The 18,237-nt window shown below is 34.7% G+C and carries 19 protein-coding genes and 1 pseudogene; 12 read left to right on the top strand and 8 right to left on the bottom strand.

From position 1 onward, the window contains the following. Positions 1–31: 31 nt before the first annotated feature. The 4 genes and pseudogenes from NJT12_RS14725 to NJT12_RS14740 form a co-directional block, all read left to right on the top strand. Positions 32–565, top strand: a complete 534-nt coding sequence (locus NJT12_RS14725) for a DUF4402 domain-containing protein (RefSeq protein ID WP_271336675.1) — start codon at positions 32–34, stop codon at positions 563–565. An 84-nt stretch (positions 566–649) separates the two neighbouring features. Continuing rightward, entirely contained in the window at positions 650–3,145 is a 2,496-nt protein-coding gene (locus NJT12_RS14730; RefSeq protein ID WP_271336676.1) for an MSCRAMM family protein, read from the top strand. Between the two features lie 130 nt (positions 3,146–3,275). Then, a complete protein-coding gene (locus NJT12_RS14735; protein WP_271336677.1) occupies positions 3,276–3,647 on the top strand; it encodes a hypothetical protein in 372 nt (123 codons plus the stop codon). Positions 3,648–3,717: 70 nt separating this feature from the next. Further along, a pseudogene (locus NJT12_RS14740) lies at positions 3,718–3,884 on the top strand (DDE-type integrase/transposase/recombinase); the annotation flags it as partial. A 251-nt stretch (positions 3,885–4,135) separates the two neighbouring features. On the opposite strand, the gene NJT12_RS14745 reads toward NJT12_RS14740, so the two are convergent. Continuing rightward, on the bottom strand, positions 4,136–4,273 hold the full coding sequence (locus NJT12_RS14745; protein ID WP_271336678.1) for a helix-turn-helix domain-containing protein: 138 nt from the start codon (positions 4,271–4,273) through the stop codon (positions 4,136–4,138). Between the two features lie 511 nt (positions 4,274–4,784). Here NJT12_RS14745 and NJT12_RS14750 point away from each other — a divergent pair. After that, positions 4,785–5,531: a YoaK family protein gene (locus NJT12_RS14750; protein WP_271336679.1), complete on the top strand. Its 747-nt coding sequence runs from the start codon at positions 4,785–4,787 to the stop codon at positions 5,529–5,531. Between the two features lie 43 nt (positions 5,532–5,574). Here the strand turns inward: NJT12_RS14750 and NJT12_RS14755 are convergent, their stop codons facing one another. Continuing rightward, the gene (locus NJT12_RS14755) at positions 5,575–6,270 is read right to left on the bottom strand and encodes a Crp/Fnr family transcriptional regulator (RefSeq protein WP_271336680.1); all 696 of its coding nucleotides are present in this window, start codon (positions 6,268–6,270) and stop codon (positions 5,575–5,577) included. Between the two features lie 124 nt (positions 6,271–6,394). On the opposite strand from NJT12_RS14755, the gene icd reads away from it, so the two are divergent. Both icd and NJT12_RS14765 read left to right on the top strand, forming a co-directional pair. Continuing rightward, a complete protein-coding gene (gene icd, locus NJT12_RS14760; protein ID WP_271336681.1) occupies positions 6,395–7,666 on the top strand; it encodes an NADP-dependent isocitrate dehydrogenase in 1,272 nt (423 codons plus the stop codon). 188 nt (positions 7,667–7,854) lie between these two features. Next, positions 7,855–8,130, top strand: a complete 276-nt coding sequence (locus NJT12_RS14765; protein WP_414655396.1) for a DUF983 domain-containing protein — start codon at positions 7,855–7,857, stop codon at positions 8,128–8,130. Between the two features lie 352 nt (positions 8,131–8,482). On the opposite strand, the gene NJT12_RS14770 is transcribed toward NJT12_RS14765, so the two are convergent. The 5 genes from NJT12_RS14770 to NJT12_RS14790 all read right to left on the bottom strand — a co-directional run bounded on the left by NJT12_RS14770 (position 8,483) and on the right by NJT12_RS14790 (position 12,172). Continuing rightward, positions 8,483–9,469, bottom strand: coding sequence for a WG repeat-containing protein (locus NJT12_RS14770; protein WP_271336683.1), 987 nt, complete (start codon positions 9,467–9,469; stop codon positions 8,483–8,485). Between the two features lie 424 nt (positions 9,470–9,893). Then, on the bottom strand, positions 9,894–10,247 hold the full coding sequence (locus tag NJT12_RS14775) for a hypothetical protein (RefSeq protein ID WP_271336684.1): 354 nt from the start codon (positions 10,245–10,247) through the stop codon (positions 9,894–9,896). Then, complete coding sequence (locus NJT12_RS14780; RefSeq protein WP_271336685.1) at positions 10,195–10,467, bottom strand: hypothetical protein; 273 nt, start codon at positions 10,465–10,467, stop codon at positions 10,195–10,197. Before NJT12_RS14780 ends, NJT12_RS14775 begins: the two co-directional genes overlap by 53 nt. 520 nt (positions 10,468–10,987) lie before the next feature. Next, on the bottom strand, positions 10,988–11,224 hold the full coding sequence (locus NJT12_RS14785; RefSeq protein WP_271336686.1) for a hypothetical protein: 237 nt from the start codon (positions 11,222–11,224) through the stop codon (positions 10,988–10,990). Between the two features lie 237 nt (positions 11,225–11,461). Further along, positions 11,462–12,172, bottom strand: coding sequence for a WG repeat-containing protein (locus tag NJT12_RS14790; protein WP_271336687.1), 711 nt, complete (start codon positions 12,170–12,172; stop codon positions 11,462–11,464). Between the two features lie 151 nt (positions 12,173–12,323). On the opposite strand from NJT12_RS14790, the gene NJT12_RS14795 reads away from it, so the two are divergent. Both NJT12_RS14795 and NJT12_RS14800 read left to right on the top strand, forming a co-directional pair. Next, positions 12,324–13,001 carry a transposase gene (locus NJT12_RS14795; RefSeq protein WP_271336688.1) on the top strand — a complete coding sequence of 226 codons (678 nt, stop codon included), beginning with the start codon at positions 12,324–12,326 and terminating at the stop codon, positions 12,999–13,001. Then, the gene (locus NJT12_RS14800; RefSeq protein WP_271336689.1) at positions 12,940–13,863 is read left to right on the top strand and encodes a transposase; all 924 of its coding nucleotides are present in this window, start codon (positions 12,940–12,942) and stop codon (positions 13,861–13,863) included. The genes NJT12_RS14795 and NJT12_RS14800 overlap by 62 nt, the downstream gene beginning before the upstream one ends. Positions 13,864–14,095: 232 nt before the next feature. Here NJT12_RS14800 and NJT12_RS14805 read toward each other — a convergent pair whose 3' ends face one another. Then, positions 14,096–14,662: a DUF3592 domain-containing protein gene (locus NJT12_RS14805; RefSeq protein ID WP_271336690.1), complete on the bottom strand. Its 567-nt coding sequence runs from the start codon at positions 14,660–14,662 to the stop codon at positions 14,096–14,098. A 524-nt stretch (positions 14,663–15,186) separates the two neighbouring features. Here NJT12_RS14805 and NJT12_RS14810 point away from each other — a divergent pair. The 3 genes from NJT12_RS14810 (at position 15,187) to NJT12_RS14820 (ending at position 17,370) form a co-directional block, all read left to right on the top strand. Then, positions 15,187–15,853, top strand: a protein-coding gene (locus tag NJT12_RS14810) for an IS6 family transposase (RefSeq protein ID WP_271336691.1) whose coding sequence is annotated in 2 segments (ribosomal slippage) — positions 15,187–15,507 and positions 15,509–15,853 — 666 coding nt in all. Because the reading frame shifts where the segments join, the coding sequence is not laid out codon by codon here. A gap of 99 nt (positions 15,854–15,952) precedes the next feature. After that, positions 15,953–16,141, top strand: a complete 189-nt coding sequence (locus tag NJT12_RS14815; protein ID WP_271336692.1) for a hypothetical protein — start codon at positions 15,953–15,955, stop codon at positions 16,139–16,141. Positions 16,142–16,452: 311 nt separating this feature from the next. After that, positions 16,453–17,370, top strand: coding sequence for an AraC family transcriptional regulator (locus NJT12_RS14820; protein ID WP_271336693.1), 918 nt, complete (start codon positions 16,453–16,455; stop codon positions 17,368–17,370). The last annotated feature ends 867 nt before the right edge of the window (positions 17,371–18,237 follow it).

Consider the following 18,237-nt stretch of genomic DNA (forward strand, 5'->3'; position numbering starts at 1 on the left):
ATAACCGGAATGATTATCAAAATGAAGTAAGATGAAAAATAAAATAAAATACTTTTTCAATAGTAAAATATCCATAGTGATTGTTTTTTCTATTGCCTCTTTTTTAGCCACTTTTTCAGCCCGTGCCCAAGGTCCGGAGAACCCTCCCAAACCTGTAGTAATATATGTAAATCCGGCACAGGGATTGAATTTTGGAGCTTTTTATCAGGGAGGTACAGGAGGTTCAGTGATGGTGTATCCAAACGGATCAAGAACAACAACAGGCAGTGTAATACAAACCAGTCAGGGGGTTTCCTTTTCTCCTGCAATATTTGAAGTAGAGGCCGAACCTGGCACATTGGTTACTATTGTAAACGGACCCGATGTTACTCTTACCGGAAGTAACGGAGGTACAATAGTTCTAAGTATAGGTAGTGCCGATCCACCAAGCCCGTTTATTGCGACAGCCACTTCTCCTTCAAGAACCCTTATTAGGATAGGTGGAACATTAACCATAGGTAATCCATTAGTCAATCCTCCGGGAAATTATAACGGTACCTTTTCTGTAACATTTATTCAACCCTAACCCATGCACAAAGTCAACGTCAGTTTACATACATGCTTTTGGGCTAAGATTACCATTGTGTGGATCATAATGGCAGGATCGGGTATGACATGTAAAGCCCAGACGATAACTGATTATGATGAAATTTCAGTATCATTCAATATTCAGCGCATCGGTACAGCAGAAATGTCGACTCTTATCTATAATCAAACGGCGTACATACCTGTGGTTGATCTCTTTGATTTTTTAAAGATCAATATAATAGTAAGGGATCTGGATGCTCTAAGCGGGACATTCATCCACCCAAATTCAGCATTTTTATTTGATTTGCCCAATAATCGTATTGTTTATCAGGGAAAGAATTTTGATCTAAAACCCAATAGTCTTATTAGAACTACAACGAATCTTTATCTGCGTTCTGATTATTTTTATGAGATTTTCGGGTTGAATTGCCTGTTTAATTTTCGTAGTCTTTCGGTAGTTATTAGCACAGATTTAGAGCTGCCTATTATGCGTGAAATGAGATTGGAACAGATGAGAAATAACCTAAACAAATTGCAGGGTGTTTTTAAAACAGATGAATTTGTGGGACGCAAAAATCCATCTTTTTATTTCGGGACAGCAGATTATTCATTTGTTACTTCGGCTGGAAATAAAGAAACTCCCACAGACACCAGAGCAAGTCTTGGTGTTGGCGGTATAGTAGCTGGCGGCGAAACAAATGTAATCCTGAATTATCAGAGTAATATTGCTTTTTCTAATCGCCAGCAGTATTACTTGTGGCGCTATGTAGATAATGACAAAACTTTTGCCAGACAGTTTTTAGCCGGAAAAATAAGAGGACAGTCTATTTCGTCTATTTATGCCCCTATAGTTGGTGTGCAGGTTACTAACGCTCCTACAACTTACCGACGCTCGTTTGGGACCTATACCATAAATAATTATACAGAGCCAAATTGGACTGTAGAATTGTACGTTAACGGTGTGCTTATTAATTACATTAAAGCTGATGCGGCTGGTTTTTATACTTTTAAAGTACCTCTTGTCTATGGAAATACTGCTGTAAAGTTACGATTCTACGGTCCGTTTGGAGAAGAACGCTCCACCGAACAAAATATAAATATTCCCTTTAATTTTTTACCCAAAGGCGAATTCGAATATACAGCCAGTGCAGGTATTGTGGAAGATGGACAAGATACGCGGTTTGCAAGATTTAGTAGCAATTACGGATTTAACAAAAATATTACTGTAGGAGCCGGATTTGAATACTTGTCTTCTATAACTTCGGGAACAGAAATTCCTTATGTAAATACTTCTTTTCGTTTGTTACCAAATTTACTCATCTCAGGAGAGTATGATTTTAATGTGAGGTCCAAGGCAGTATTGAGTTATAATTTAACTTCAGGCCTGCAATTTGAGATGTACAACTATTGGTACAAAAGAGGACAAACAGCGATCAATACTACCTTTATAGAGGACCACAAGGCAATTCTTTCTTTTCCCTTCAGAGGACGTCATTATGCCGCGTATACCCGTTTGTCATGGCAGGATATTCGTTTAGAGAATACACGTTACAGCGCTACAGAATGGATGCTTTCAACTGTTGTAGGAAATGTTAATGCCAGCGCTAATACTTTTGGACTTTTTTTCCCAGACAAGGCCTCTTATCTTTATACTAATTACGCTGTTGGGATCAGGTCCTTTAGAAATATGCTCATCACTCAGCAGCTCCAGTATGAGTATAGCAGTAAAAAGGTAATGACCATAAAAACAGAATTAGAAAAAAGAATTTTCATAAATGGATACGCCAATCTTTCTTATGAGAAAAATTTCATTAGCGAGATTAGCTATGTTGAATTTGGTCTGCGTTATGATTTTTCTTTTGCCCAGACAAGGTTCTCTGTACGTAAAACCAATGAGGTTTACCGTACACTGCAAAGTATTAACGGAAGTTTGATACATGATGGCAGGTCAGGTATTACAGACTTTAATAATTATACCAGTATTGGCAAAGGAGCAGTTCTATTGCTTCCATATCTGGATCTGAACGGTAATAAGAGGAGAGACCAGGATGAGCCTAATGTACAAGGTTTAAAAGTAATGGTAAACGCAGGGCGAACAGAACGATCAGCCAAAGATGGTTCTATACTTATAAAAGATCTTGAAGCTTATGGAAACTTAAATATAGAATTGGATCCTTCCGGATTTGAACGCGTAGCCTGGAGACTGCTTAAAAAAAACTATACGGTAGTTGTAGAGCCTAATTTTGTAAAAAACATTGAAGTGCCTGTATCTGTATTTGGAGAGGTTGCAGGACGTGTCTTTGTAGTGGATAATCAGGACGAAAAAGGAATTGCAGGTATCACAATCACTATTTACAATGATAAATCTAAAAAAATTACAGAAATAACTTCTGAGGCTGACGGATATTTTTCTTACTTAGGATTATTACCGGGTAATTATACAGCAAAAATTAATACAGAGAAGCTGGAAAAAATAGGATTAGCAACTAATTCAAATTCATTTGAATTTACTATTTTAAGCAGTACCGAAGGCACTTTGATTGACAATATTAAATTTAAACTTATACCTGTCAAATGATTTTTACGTCTAAATTTTAGGGTTATTCGTATTGATTTTAAGTATGTTAATGTAAAATAGGGATGGTTCTTGTCATTCTAAAGTAGCTTTAAATGTTGTACTTTTAATCTCACTTTAATAATTGAAAATTATGGATCAAAATAATATATTAGATAAGTTAAAAAAAGCGAAGCAAGAACTTATTTTGAATCATGAAGAATTGGAAAAATGTACTAGCGATTTAAAAATTGCTACTATAAATCTGAATATTCGCGAAACGGAAAAAGAGTTTGATATGGAAGAATTTAATAGCAATTTAGAACAGATGATGTTTTCGATTTCACACAAAGTCAGAAAGTCTGTTGCTAATATTCTAGGTCTTTCAAAATTGTTGTGTGAAGATATAAATCTTGGAAATAATGAGTTGAGAGAAGTTTTACTATTGATTATTCAATCTGCTGAATCACTAAACACTTCGACAGAAGAATTATCGAAGTTTATTTGTTTAAAGAGAAGAAGCTGATATGTAAATAATTGTCTTCTAGGAGAAATATACAGTAGAAGGGATCATGAAAATGTGAGGAGTGCTTGTGGATCACGCCACGATTCAGCGTTGGGTTTATAAGTTTGCACCTTTGCTTGCGTCAGAGATGAAAAAAGAGAAAGAGCAGAGTAGGGTTGAGTTGGAGATGGGATGAGACTTATATTAAAGTAAAAGGTGTTTTGGTGTTATTTATATAGGGCGGTAGATAAATTAGGCAATTAATTTGGAGTGGTCATCATCGTCAATTGTATATAATATTATTTTTCAGGAGCTCTTCCCGCTATCCGTTCCACCCGAGCGCCAGCGAACTGGCGAAGCAATCTTTTGTGCCGAACCCCGGCACAAAAGAATTTCACTGCTATCGGTGCTAATGGGGCAGGGCCATCACTGTTGTTTTGTTGTAATCCAATGCATAAAAGCTTATCGGTTTAATTTTAATTCAATAAAAGATAATTAAGATATTATTTTTATTTTATTTCTTTTTTGTAGCTCAATGGAGTAATAGCGGTATGTCTTTTGAAAAATTTATTAAAGTGACTTGAATCAATAAAACCAAATTCTACTGCAATTTCAGATAATGAATTCTCGCTTCTATTCTTAATCATTTCAATCTTAAGAGAACTTATATATATGTATTATATATAGCCACTATTTTATATTGTACATTAAAGACAAAATTAAGCTAGGCAAAGATTATAATTAATTTCATTTTACAGATTTGTTTTTAGGTATATAAAAAAACACCTGACATGGATGATATAAAACACAAAGCTCGAAGGAACTGTATACTAGGCAACAAACTCAACTATAATTAAATTAGAGCTTAACTTTTAACGATATATTCAAAATTATACGTATTTTGGATCAGGATGATAATATTTCAATTTTTTGAAGTATCATTTAAAACTATTTGTGAATTACAAGAGTTTATTGCAGTATTTAGCAATGGAGAAAATCTACCAGATGCAATTACTTTTTTAGCTAATAACGAAGATCAATCGATTGTTTATCTGTGACACCATTTTTTTTGCTGACGGTGTATATCTTACTTAGTTTAGTGGAATCTTACCGTTCAGTGATAATTATAATTTAAGAATTATAAAATACTAAAATACAATGTTCAAACATCATGGAAACAAAAGAAATCTAAGACATAATCTTAAAATTGCCTCTTTATTATCGTTTGTGGCAGGACTGGTAAATGTAGCGGGTTTTTTGGCAGTTCAAAAATTAACAACCAATGTTACAGGACATTTTGCTTTTTTTGTAGATGAGATTTTTAAACTTAATTTCAAGCAGGGGTTTATTTACTTTCTCTACATCTTCTTTTTTTTCCTGGGATCTTTTTTTTCAAGTTTACTTGTTGAGTTTCTCTTGCGAAGAAATGAAAAATACAGTTATGTAATTCCAACAGCAATTGAAAGCATAATTTTGTTCGGGATTGCTGTCTTTGGAAAACATTTAATTATACAGAATCCTGACTTTATAGCCTATAGCTTATTGTTTGCAATGGGCCTGCAGAATTCTCTGGTCACAAAAATATCTAATGCTACTGTAAGAACAACACACCTGACAGGGCTTTTTACAGATTTAGGAATCGAATTATCCCAACTGTTTTTTTATCATGAAGATTCCTTTAGAAAAAAGCTGTTTGTCTCGATAAAATTACGAATAACCATTATTAGCTTTTTTTTTATAGGAGGAATAACAGGTGGAATTTTTTATTCTAATGTAGGATTGCGTGTTTTATTAATAGGAGTTATGGCTTTGCTTTTAGGGCTCTTATATGACAGGATCAGGTTTAATGCTTTTTTATTGCAAAGGAAGTACAGAAGACGTATAGTGCAGTTTAAAAGTAAATAGCTTTAGGTTACAGCAGATGGTTTAATGCTACTTGATTAAAAAATTAGTCTATTTTGACTTGCAGTAATTGCTCTAATTGCTTTTTGTCTTTGATATAAATATTCCTTTTATCTATTTCGATACAGCCTAGTTCCTTGAATTGTTTTAGGCTTCTGCCCAGGCTTTCCTGTGATGTTCCGATAAGGTTCGCCAGATCGTCACGCGTGAGGTCAATGCCTTTTAGGGTTGGGGAGTTTCGATTCAACCTGTTTTCCAAAAGGAGTAAAAATAAGGCCAGGCGTGAATTTTGGTTCTTTTGTGCCAGTACAGCAATGATATTGGCCAGAACACCAAATTCGTGAGCGATGTTTTTAATGAGTTTTTGCTGCAAGGCTGGGATTTCATTAAGTAGTCTGAGAAAATCCTCCCGGGCAATGAAATTTACTGTTAAATCTTCAAGAGCCTCACAGGAGTCTTGGTATCTTTCCTGTCCAAGCAGGGCATGGTATCCCAGTACGTCATCGGTTGTATAGATATAAAATATTTGCTCCTCACCGCTAAAACCGCGTTTGAATTTTTTGGCTTTGCCCTTTTTTATTTGATAGATACCAGTAGGGATACCGCACTCAAAGAAAAGCATACTGCCTTTTTTTACAACAAGGGACTCCATTACATTTTCAACAGCCTGTTTATCGGGTTCGCTCAGGTTTTCAAAAAGGAGGTTACTCTGGAAATCAAATTGGGCAAAGAAATCTTTCATATAACAAATATATAACATTTATTAATAAAATATATAACAAATGTTATATATTTGTAGAGCTATGTAAGTTCTGTTTGAATAGAAAACAGAACCGGATAGTAAAGGTTAAATAACGAAAATAAAGTTGAATCAAGGAAAGTCTGCGTGGAACTTTTTTTCAAAAATTTACAAAATGATGAATGAGAATAAAATAAGTATTCAAAACGGAAGGCTAGTTGTGCCTTCCCATCCTATAATCCCTTTTATTGAAGGAGACGGAATAGGGGCGGATATTTGGAAAGCTTCCAGATTAGTTTTTGATGCTGCAGTTCAAAAGACATACGGCACAAGCAGAAAGATCCAGTGGAAGGAAATATATGCAGGCGAAAAAGCTTTTGAAAAAACAGGGAATTGGCTACCGGATCAGACTATTAAAGATATTGAGGAATTTCTGGTGGCCATCAAAGGGCCCTTGACCACCCCGGTTGGGGGTGGGATGAGATCACTGAATGTTGCCCTGAGACAAAAACTGGATTTATATGCCTGCGTAAGGCCTGTAAAATGGTTTAAAGGAGTTCCTTCTCCGGTAAAAGCGCCCGAGAAAGTAGATATGATTATTTTCAGGGAAAATACAGAAGATATTTACGCCGGTATCGAATGGATGGCAGGAACGCCGGAACTCAAAAAGGTGAAAGATTTTCTAATTGATGAGATGGGGGTTAAGAACATTAGGTTTCCCAATACGGTATCCATTGGTATTAAACCGGTTTCCAAAGAGGGAAGTGAGCGTTTGATACGAGCGGCTTTGAAACATGCGATTGATTTCAGGAAAGATTCCGTGACGATCGTTCATAAGGGGAATATTATGAAATTCACTGAAGGGCAGTTCAAAGAATGGGGTTTTCAGCTGGCCAGAGAGGAATTTGGAGCCAAAGAGTATGAGGGAGGACCTTGGCTTATTATGGAAAAATACGGACATAAAGTAATTATAAAAGATGTAATAGCCGATGCGTTTTTACAGCAGATTATTTTAAGGCCCGAGCAGTATGATGTGATTGCTACGCTAAATCTTAACGGGGATTACATCTCAGATGCCCTGGCCGCCATAGTGGGAGGAATTGGGATAGCGCCCGGAGCCAATATTAATTATGCCACAGGGGTTTCTATTTTTGAGGCAACACACGGAACAGCCCCAAAATACAAGGATCTTGATAAGGTAAATCCTTCTTCTGAAATCCTTTCTGGGGTCATGATGCTCGAATATATGGGCTGGCAGGACGCGGCCGATCTTATCGTAAAGGGACTAAAAGGAGCTATTGGTAATAAAATCGTTACGTATGATTTTGAGCGTTTGATGCAAGGGGCAACCCTGGTCAAATGTTCGGAATTCGGCCAGGCAGTTGTCGATAATATGTAGTATGTTTCATTAGCTGCTTAATCCAGGCGGTCCCATCCGGGGCAGTCTGGATTATATTATAATAATTTATCTGACCCATGAAAGAAACAACAAAATTATACAACATTTTTGCATTAAAATGCCCGCGATGTTATAAGGGGAATTTATTTACCAGGCCGGGGCTTTTTGTTTTTAAGTCCATTTTAAAAATGCCCGAGAGATGTTCGCGCTGCAATCAGGATTTCCACATTGAACCCGGGTTTTATTCCGCCGCACTATGGATTAGTTATCCCATAGTACTCATTATTTTTGTGCCGATGATTTTTTTTGGATTTCTTTTGAAAGAGACTTACTGCCTTTCTTTGGAAATGATGCTGGGATTCTTTATCATTATCTGTTTTGGCCTGCAGATTCCAATAATGCGTATTTCCAGGGCTCTTTTACTTCATTTTACCATCCATTATGTAGGCAGCGGGAATAAATGATTGTCCTTCCTGTTGTTTGGCATATTTTTCTAATTTTTGTATCAAGAATTGTTACCGGAATCTTATCTGAATAATCATCATCATTCTATTGTATATAACGCTGTCTTTTGGGAGCTCTTCCCGCTATACGTTCCAATCTTTTGTGCCGAACCCCGGCACAAAAGGATTTCCACTGCACACGAGCAAAGCGAACTGGCGAAGCAATCGGGGCTAGGGAAGGACCGTTCTAATGTTTTGCGGCAATCCAAATATAAAAGCTTGTCAGTTTAATTTTTAATTCATAACTTTCCAATAAGACAATAGCCCACCTCCTTTATAGTAGCTGTCATGGGCAATATATTTAATTTTTAGCTTATATTTTTGGATTATAAATAAGTGCTCCTGTTTCATCAATGTAGGAGTATTTGCCATTATATTTGACGTTTGCAATTCCTTGCCTGAAATCATCTGCATAATCAAATTGGGCTTTGATGGCTATTTGTCCTGTTTTGTCAAGATAACCGTATTTATCACCATTTTTAATACGTGCAAAGCCGGCACAAAAATCCCGTGCAAATTCATATTGAGGATCGACAATTATTTTTCCTGTTTTATCAATGTAGCCCTGTTTTTTATTCACTATGATTCTGGCCAGCCCGTCATTAAATGGAAATGCAGAATCAAATGTGGGGCTTATAACTGTTTCTCCGGATTTGTTGATGTAACCAAATTTACCATTAATAGTAACAGGGGCTAGTGCTTCTTTAAAGTCATGCGCTATCCCAAATTGAGGGCTGATTACTAATTCTCCTGTTTTATTGATATAACCCGATTTACCATTAAGGATGACCATGGCAAGTCCTTCACTAAACTTATCTGCGTAGTCAAATTGCGCTTTGATGACTATTTGTCCTGTTTGATCAATATAGCCATATTTGTCGTCATATTTAACACATGCAAGTCCTTCCTGAAAATCATTAGCCCAAGTAAATTGTGGTTTAATTACTATTTTTCCTGCTTTGTTAACGAAGCCAAATTTTTCCTTTATACTAATTAATCCAAGTCCTTCGCTAAACTTATCTGCAAAATCAAATTGAGGCATGATAGCTGTTTTTCCTGAAAGATCTATATAACCGAATTTGCCGGCAGTGTTTTTAATAACTGCAAATTCTTCGTTAAAATAGGTGGCTATATAAAATTGGGGCTTTATTACAATTTTTCCTTTTTTGTCAATAAAACCGAATATATCATTAACAGTAATCGGATAAAGCTCATTGTAGACTTTTTTGTTCTGTTCTTCACTTTGTCCGTAGCTAAGTACAGTTACAATTAGTGCTAAGGTTAGTATTAAATTTTTCATAGTAAATTTAAAGGTGTTGCTTATAAAATTTAATTGTTAATGCAATGGCGCTTATTAGCTGTTAGCGGCATTATATTTTATCGTTTATTGGTTTTTGTGGCTATATAAAAGATATATATTAAACTTCCGACATATATCAAAAAGCTCATTAATGAAATTGCGTCATTGTGCATTCCCGATGTAACAATATTAGTTGCTATCCCTATAATAAAACAGAGAATTGCAAGTAGAATTTTCGTAGAATTTTGCATAAAGGAAATTAAGAATTTGATTGTTTACAGGCAGTCGCGTTTACAAGAAATATTACAGTGTTTGGATTATGACTGCCACGTTTCCGTAATCCTTATTTAGCACTGCTTTAGAAATGCTTTCAATTAAGCCAATTGCACAAATCCGTTGCAGCAGCTGCATCAGGCGGTGCGTTTTATATTTCGTTTTGGCGGAGTTTTTCTTTCCACTTATTAAGAGCTTCAGCATTGTTTCCAAAACTAGACTCTGTATCAAATTCATTAATAGCTTTGTCCCTCGCGTCTAAATGTTTCTCTATAATTGCGTTAATTTTATTTACATTTCCAGCATTTATTTTCCCGCTGTTAATTTCTTTTTCTGATTTTTTTGCAAAGTAATGTGAAATGTTATATTTCAGCTGCAGGTAATCCAATAATTGCTGGGATTTATATTCGGGTTCAACCCAGGATAAATCCCTTCTGATTCCTCCATAGGATTCAACAGTAATAGTTCCTGTCCAGACATTTACTTTTTTGGTAAAAACACCCAAATGTCAATTCCGGATAAACATGCAGATCTTTGTTTACTTCAGGCGGCATTTTAAAATCAGACCATTCCAAAATAGCTTTTGACCTTACGGAAATGGTGTCGCCCTGGTTTGCTTTGGTCATCTCTGTAGCAACTTTCTCCCATTTTTTCTGGTTCTTTCCCTGGCCAAAAGTAAAAAGTGTCAGACATAGGCCTAAAAAAGTTAATGTGATTTTATTCATTTTTCTAATTTATAGTTTAGATTATTTCAACAGTATTTTTGTAATGTGGTTTTTTATAATCGTCTGCATTGCCTGGAGCTTAGTTTATAGCATCGATAAATCGTAGCACTACGATTTTTTTTAGTCGTATGCCGATTGTAAGATTTTTGCGAATATAAGAATAATATTAAATCTTTTTGATTTAATCCCAGTGAGAGGGACTGCGGGCAGTATCACTGTATGGCTGCAAGTTAATATTAGTATAGGTTTATTGTTAGTTTTTAGGAGCCTTTCCCGCTATCCGTTCCGATCCTTTGTGCCGAACCACGGCACAAAAGGATTTTCATTGCACACGAACGAAGCGAACTGGCGAAGCAATCGGGGCTAGGGTAGTATCGCACAACGTCCTGGTATTACAGTGGGTTTGGCAATTATGAGGGAGATTTTTCGGTTAAACACAAATTTTCCAAATGCAAGACCAACTTTCCATTAAGGCAAAAAAAATATCGCCAAACGGCTGTTAGGCGCTGTATCTAATTTTCTATTTCTTTTCTTGATCATCCATTGCTTTTTTATGGAATGAGGGCAGTTTTTCTGATTCAGAATATTTTTTACTGTCAATTTTTTTATTGATTCTTACTTTTTGTTCAGAAGTTAGTTTACTGGCAATCTGCTTCCATAAATCTGATATTGGATTTTTAATAACTAGCTGGGATAATATTTCAATTTCCTCGTCATTTAAGTTTTTAGGAAATTCATCAGGATTAAACACGTTCATAGATAATTAATTTAAACTCTTTGCTTTCTCAATATAAGGACTAACCTTTGGGTACTACAGCAGGTTTGGAACTAAATTAAGTCCATTCTTCGGATTTGCCACCCGAGCGATAGCGAACAGGCGAAGCAAACCATCCCAAATACAAAGCCAACTTTCCACTAAGCCAATTGTCCAAATCCGTTGTAGTAGGTGTTATAGGAAGTTAGCATTGGTATTTTTATCTCAATCGAAAGTAAATTATATTTTTTTATCTTTCATATTAATAAAAAATGTCTTGTGGTTATCGGAAACTTTTGCTTTCCCATTTTTAAAATTTTCTGCGCTTTTATATTTCAAAGGAATTATTACTTTACCTTTTGTATCTACGAAACCATACATTCCATTTTCGTTTACAACAACAGCAAGACCTTCTGAAAAATTTTCAAACAAAATATATTGAATTTGCGCAATGATTTTACCCTCAATATCAATAGCGCCCCACAAATCATTATTTGAAACTAAACAATACCCAGATTTAAATCCATTATTTATAGATTGATAATTTGAAGGTATTACAACATCTCCGGATTTATTAATAAATCCAAATTTCCTATTAGAATCAAGATAAAAAGCTCGTTCTTCATAAAAACGTCCAACAGATAAGTAATTCAAATTTATTGGAATAACAACCTTTCCAGTTTTATCAATATACCCATATTTCCCATTTTGTTTAACTGGAGCCAGACCTTCGGAAAAATCATCAACAAAATCATAATTTAATTGAATTACAACTTCTCCTTTATCGTTAACAAATCCCCATTTACTATTTTTTTTAACTTTTGCCAAGCCTTCCTTAAAATCGCCTGTTAAATCTGATGCTTTAGATCTATCGTTTTCTTGAATTATAGTTTGGGAGATTAAATTATTTGAAAATAATATTGTCAATAAAATTAAAATATATTTTTGCATGTTTTTAAGTTTAAAATCTACAGTTTTTCACCACTTTTAATACTGAGGCACTCATTGCCTATAACGACAGTCTTTGAAAAAACTTCCGTTTGTATTACCTCAAATATAACAAAAAAGTTGTGCTAAAACAGGAATTTTCGTATTTTTAAGAATGCAATTTATATCAGGAATTTCCCGCCACCAGATGCGTATTTCAAGTTTAGAAGACGCTATCAGTCCCGATAATCAGGTTCGTTTTATAGATGCTTTTGTATCGTTTGTAGATTTATCTAAGCTTGGTTTTGAAGTTAAAACGCTCAAAAAAGAGGGTCGCCCGAGTTATAATACCAAGGCGTTTCTTAAAATCTATTTGTATGGTTATCTCAATGGAATAAGAAGCTCTCGAAAATTAGCAAAAGAATGTTTTAGAAATATAGAAATACAATGGCTATTGGAAGACATTCGTCCGAACTACCACAGCATTTCAGACTTTAGAAAAGATAATCCTGTCGCCTTGAACAAACTATTCAAACTATTTGTTTCGTTCTTGAAAGATGCCGATTTGATAAGTGGCGAAACCATTGCCATTGACGGCACCAAGAGCCGCGCTCACAACAGTAAAAAAGCTAATTTTAATCAAAAAAAAATTGACAAGCACCTAGCATATATTGAAGCCAAAACTCAGGAATATCTTGATGCTTTGGAAGAAAATGATTCCAATGAAAAGCGACCTGAAATTCAAAACATCCAACAAAAAATAGAACGATTAAAGCAAAACAAACTTCGCTATGAGATGCTGGAAGAAAAAACTAAAAGCCAGCGGCGAGCCTCAAATAAGCACTACCGATAGCGATGCCAGAGCATTATTAGTACAAGGACAAGTAGTAGAAATATCATTTAATATACAAGCAGCCGTTGATGCTAAGCACAATCTTGTGGTAGCTACTCATACTATAAATAAAAACGATCGCAGCGCTTTATCTGCTATCGCCCTTGAAGCCAAAGAGAATTTAGGAATTGAAACCTATACCGCTTTGGTAGATAAAGGCTACCATAACGGGAAACAAATAGAAATCTGTAAACAAGCCAACATAACGACCATTGTAGCGCAACCCGAACAAGGAAAAAGTAACGAAAACGGCACCACCAAGGATTATTTGGTAGCCAGGTTCCGATACGATAAAACTACCGATACTTATACTTGTCCGCAAGGTGAAATACTAAAAACTACGGGTAGTTGGCATAAAAAAACGACCGATAAAGACAGCTATAATTTTAAAAAGTACCGAACACCCAAATGCAAAGAATGTCCCGTAAAACATTTATGTACCAGTAGAGCAGCAGGTAGGGAAATAGACCGCAGCCAATATGCTGATGCTGTAGAAGAAAACAACAAACGCTATGGGGAAAACCCACAACTCTACCGTAAGCGACAGGAAATCAACGAACACATCTTTGGTACGATCAAACGGCAATGGGGCTACAATCACACCAATTTGACAGGATTAGAAAAAGTAAACGGAGAACACAGCTTAATTATGTTAGTATATAACATCAAACGCAGTATCAATATACTCGGCGTCCCCGAACTTATTGCAAAACTCCAAAAATGGAACTCACCCTATAAGACAAAAGTCTTGTTTTTACTAAAAACGAGTTATTTAAAGCTTCATACAACAACTAATTTTTATCCAGAGAAATTGGCAGCCTAAAAAAAAGGGGTTCAGTATAACGATTTATTTGAATTGTAGTACCTTGAAATTTGGAGGTTTTAATTAGAAAAGGAGGTTTTTTCACAGCCTGACGTTCTGGCACTACAAGAAGTTTGGGGGTAAATTATCGTTATTTTTCGGATTTGCTAAATCTTCCAAATACAAACCAATTTTTCCATTAAGCCAAAATTCCCAAATTGCTTGTAGGGTGTGTTGGCAGTAGTTGATTTTTTTATTGAGTTAAACTTCCGATTAGTTTCAACGCAAAAATGGTTAGTCCCGATCCAAAAAAAAATCCCATAAATATTGGTAAATAAATCTGTTTATTGATTTTATTTATCAGGCAAGATTTTTTCGGATTGTTTTTATCATAATAAACGGTTACTTTTCTTCCTATTTGGATTTCTTTTTCTTTTTCAATTTGAATGAATTGTTTACTTTTTAAAAAGATTTCATCGATTTTTGGAAATTGATCCAAACTTTTATGTTCTTTTTCAAATAGAGAAGCACTTGCGTAAGTTTGATTTGATTCATATTCAATATTGTTTACAACATATTTATATGTTTTTTTTAACGTGAATTGATAATCAGTATCACCATCGTTAGAAAATTGCATATATTTTATTTCAGCGTTTTTAACTTCTCCAATGCAATATTTCCATCTCGTACTTTCTTCCATTCGATGTAACCCAATAATTCCGTTGATAAATAGCCAATATGAAAAATAAAGGAATAGTGGTAATAAAACACAAATAAAAACAGTTGTAATCACATCATACTCCCAATTTTCAAAATTCATTTTTTTATTTCTTTTTCGTTTTCAATTACTGCCAACTAATTTATACCAGCCATAAAATGGCAATAATACAATTTTTTTTAGTTGGCTTTGTGCAATTAGTAAGCTTTTTTAAGCGAATCTTTTGGAATTCATGCCCAAGCTCACTGCTTTTCTCCCCTAGTGCTCTTTATCCACAGTATCCCAACTGCTTCCCTTTTGTTTTTATCAGAGACCCTGTATGCTTTTGTCTTATTTCACGAGCAAAGGTAGTCCGTGTCCTTTGGCAAAAGCAAGGCCGGGCCTGTCAGGTCTTGGCAAAAAATCTCCATGCATGCGTTTTTTTTTTAGCTCATAAGAGACCTTTATAAACTTGCCTATATTTAAAATTGGATTGATTAGCGGGAGTGTATTTAAGATTATTTTTTAGGAGCTCTTTCCGCTATAGGTTCCAATCTAAATACCCAAATCCACTGCAGGGGCTGGCGGATGTGGTTCTGTCGCATCTAAAGCTAAGTTTTATCTTTGCCTTTTTAATTCTTAAACTCATGAATACTAAAGGTCATTGCTATCCGAAGTCAATTATACTGCAGGCCGTATATTTTAAGCTTAGGTTTACATTAAGCTATCGGGATGTTGAAGAGATCATGAAAATGCGAGGAGTTTCTGTTGATCATGCTAATATTCAGCGCTGGGTTTATAAGTTTACACCTTTGCTTGAGTCAGAGATTAAGAAGAGAAAAGGCAGAGTGGGGGCGAGTTGGAGATTGGATGAAACCTATATTAAAGTAAAAGGTATTTGGTGTTATTTATATCGAGCGGTAGATAAATTGGGCAATACAGTAGACTTTCTTTTGACCAGAAAAAGGACAGAGAATGAGTGCTCAGTCATTTCTAATTAAAGCAATTAATAATAACTACAAGCCAAGAGTAATAAATATTGATAAAAGTGGTTCAAATACTGCCGCTATCAAATTCTATAACAAGCGTTCATTCTCAAAGATTAAAATCCGACAGTGTAAATATCTCAACAATATTGTAGAACAAGATCATCGTTTTATCAAGTGGCGCATACAAAACGGATTAGGTTTTAAAAGTTTTGAATCGGCCAGACGAACCTTGAGTGGAATTGAAGTTGTACATATGCTAAGAAAGAGTCAGATGGTTAGACCAGGAATATCTATGTTTAAATCATTCTGTAAATTGGCGGGCTAACTTTTAAATGACTTAAATTTTTATATTTGATTCTGACAGATGCGACAGAACCCAAAGATTTATTGATTAAAAAACAAAATTTCTCTTCCAAAGGGATATATGGGTACACATCATTTATATGAATATGATGTACATGATAATCTTACTAAAACAACCGATAGGACATATGAATACAAATATGATGAACAAGGAAACTGGATAGAGAGAATAGAAAATTACAGAAATGAAGTATTCCAAAAAACGATTAGAGAATTTACTTATTTTCCGAGAGATCTTCATTTAGTTTAACTTCTTAATTTTTTGATAGAAAACTAAAAGAGTCATATCTTCTAATTAAAACTAATGCTGTGCGCATGTATCTGACTTCGCACCTAAAATTTAATCAAATTTATGATACAAAAAAAGCTTCAGATTTCTCTGAAGCTTTATACTTGTAGCGCAACGCATTCAAAAATCTAACCAGTTAATTGAAGATTATTATAATATTATCCCATTGCATCTTGATATTTTTTTAATAACTTATCACATAAAGTTACCCAAATTTGGATAGCTTTGTGTAGTTTGTCACACATATAAACAAGTTGTATAGCATTTAAGAAATGACAGTAACTGATAAAGAAATACAAGCTGATTATAAAAATCGAATTAACCAAGTTTTTGAATTTATTGACAAAAACTTGGAATCGGATTTATCGTTAAATGCAGTTTCGGAAATTGCTTTTTTCTCATCATTTCATTTTCATCGAGTTTTCAAATTTGTTACAGAACAAACTCTACATGAATACGTAAAAAGAAGAAGAATAGAAAAATCAGCATCTGATTTGTTACATAAAAACATAACAGCAACTGAAATAGCACATAAATATGGATTTAGTGATAATTCTTCCTATTCCAAAGCATTTAAAAAGTATTTTGGAGTAAGCCCGACTGAATTTAAAAACCAAAATCCAAATAGATTTAGCAAGATTCGTCAACTTAAAAGCAAGAATGGACAAGAATATCCTGACTATAAAAAATACATTTGTGTCATTAATAATCTTAAAAATTGGATAAAAATGAACGCAAAAATTGAAATTAAAGAAATGTCAAAAATAGATTTGGCTTATGTATCAAGTATTGGTCCTCATAACCTTGAGAATGCCTATGGAAAATTAATGCAATGGGCAACACCAAAAGGATTAATGAACGACCAAACAAAAATGATAACGGTTTATCACGACAGTTTTAAAGTTACTGAAGCCGACAAAGTAAGGATGAGTGCTTCGATTTTACTTGATAAGGCAGTGAAAACAAATGGAGAAATCGGACTGACAACAATAGAAGCTGGAAAATTTATCGTTGGAAGTTTTGAAATTGGATTAAACGAATTTGAAAAGTCGTGGACTGGATTATTTGTCTGGATGAACGAAAATGGATATAAGAAAGCTGACAGAGAGCCTTTTGAAATTTATTATAATAATTTTAATGAACATACTGAAGGGAAAGCTATTGTTGACTTTTGCATACCAGTTGAATAAAAAACACTGTACAACAATGGCTATAAGTAATTGCTTGTTTTCGCCTACTTTTGAAATTCCCCTCGCTCTCCGAAGTATTACTTATAATGCTGCGCAAATGTCTCTGAACTGCCCTCAAAAAGTTAGACACTATTTGGGGGCATTTTTATGAAAATTAAACCTTATAAAAGTCTCTTGACTTTTTAAGTTTTCGCTTAAAACAAAAAGCCTCAGATTTCTCTGAAGCTTTGTCTTAGTAGCCCTGACGGGAAAATTCTCAAACCATTTTGCGGATGATTTGAGGAAATTAAATAGGGTTTAAATTTTATTTCCGCATATGGAGAAAGAGGTATCCACTCCAGCTTGATGAAATATAATTTTGTTAGTATGTTTTTTTGGGAGACTACTTTTTCCTCTTATACGAAGAACTATAGCCGTTTATAATATTATTTGTAAGAGTAAGAGTTTTACTGTCAGGATTTTCAATGATATATGTTAGACCTTCAAAAATGACCATATCATGCTCTTTATTATCATAAACGCTTATGCCTTTGCTAATAACATATTTGCTGATCCTTAGCTCTATATCATTCATATAGGTAGTAACTTTATTGTCCGGAGTAAAAACTATTTTTTTAGTATGACCCAGAGTCTTTGGGGTGGAGATATAATTTCCATCTTGCCCTATTGATTTTTGCCAAGTCCAAGATCCTAAAATTGCATTTGGAGTTTGATCATTGATTGGAAAAACCGGTCAATTTGACCACCTAATTCCGGAGTAAATTGACCACCCGTTCCGGAGCAAACTGACCACCTAATTCCGGAGCAAATTGACCACCAAGTTTTGTGGTTAATTAACGATTAAAAACTATTGATTTTTTCATGTTG

It is taken from the genome of Flavobacterium azizsancarii, from assembly GCF_027980145.1.
Classification (GTDB): domain Bacteria; phylum Bacteroidota; class Bacteroidia; order Flavobacteriales; family Flavobacteriaceae; genus Flavobacterium; species Flavobacterium azizsancarii.

What these genes read in the sequence shown, in the direction of transcription:
- NJT12_RS14820 (WP_271336693.1), top strand. Translation starts at nt 16,453, where the DNA reads ATGACAGTAACTGATAAAGAAATACAAGCTGATTATAAAAATCGAATT.
- NJT12_RS14815 (WP_271336692.1), top strand. Translation starts at nt 15,953, where the DNA reads ATGGGTACACATCATTTATATGAATATGATGTACATGATAATCTTACT.
- NJT12_RS14770 (WP_271336683.1), bottom strand. Translation starts at nt 9,469, where the DNA reads ATGAAAAATTTAATACTAACCTTAGCACTAATTGTAACTGTACTTAGC.
- NJT12_RS14750 (WP_271336679.1), top strand. Translation starts at nt 4,785, where the DNA reads ATGTTCAAACATCATGGAAACAAAAGAAATCTAAGACATAATCTTAAA.
- NJT12_RS14755 (WP_271336680.1), bottom strand. Translation starts at nt 6,270, where the DNA reads ATGAAAGATTTCTTTGCCCAATTTGATTTCCAGAGTAACCTCCTTTTT.
- NJT12_RS14725 (WP_271336675.1), top strand. Translation starts at nt 32, where the DNA reads ATGAAAAATAAAATAAAATACTTTTTCAATAGTAAAATATCCATAGTG.
- NJT12_RS14805 (WP_271336690.1), bottom strand. Translation starts at nt 14,662, where the DNA reads ATGAATTTTGAAAATTGGGAGTATGATGTGATTACAACTGTTTTTATT.
- NJT12_RS14745 (WP_271336678.1), bottom strand. Translation starts at nt 4,273, where the DNA reads ATGATTAAGAATAGAAGCGAGAATTCATTATCTGAAATTGCAGTAGAA.
- NJT12_RS14735 (WP_271336677.1), top strand. Translation starts at nt 3,276, where the DNA reads ATGGATCAAAATAATATATTAGATAAGTTAAAAAAAGCGAAGCAAGAA.
- NJT12_RS14780 (WP_271336685.1), bottom strand. Translation starts at nt 10,467, where the DNA reads ATGAATAAAATCACATTAACTTTTTTAGGCCTATGTCTGACACTTTTT.
- NJT12_RS14800 (WP_271336689.1), top strand. Translation starts at nt 12,940, where the DNA reads ATGAGATGCTGGAAGAAAAAACTAAAAGCCAGCGGCGAGCCTCAAATA.
- NJT12_RS14795 (WP_271336688.1), top strand. Translation starts at nt 12,324, where the DNA reads ATGCAATTTATATCAGGAATTTCCCGCCACCAGATGCGTATTTCAAGT.
- NJT12_RS14765 (WP_414655396.1), top strand. Translation starts at nt 7,855, where the DNA reads ATGCCCGAGAGATGTTCGCGCTGCAATCAGGATTTCCACATTGAACCC.
- NJT12_RS14785 (WP_271336686.1), bottom strand. Translation starts at nt 11,224, where the DNA reads ATGAACGTGTTTAATCCTGATGAATTTCCTAAAAACTTAAATGACGAG.
- NJT12_RS14790 (WP_271336687.1), bottom strand. Translation starts at nt 12,172, where the DNA reads ATGCAAAAATATATTTTAATTTTATTGACAATATTATTTTCAAATAAT.
- NJT12_RS14730 (WP_271336676.1), top strand. Translation starts at nt 650, where the DNA reads ATGACATGTAAAGCCCAGACGATAACTGATTATGATGAAATTTCAGTA.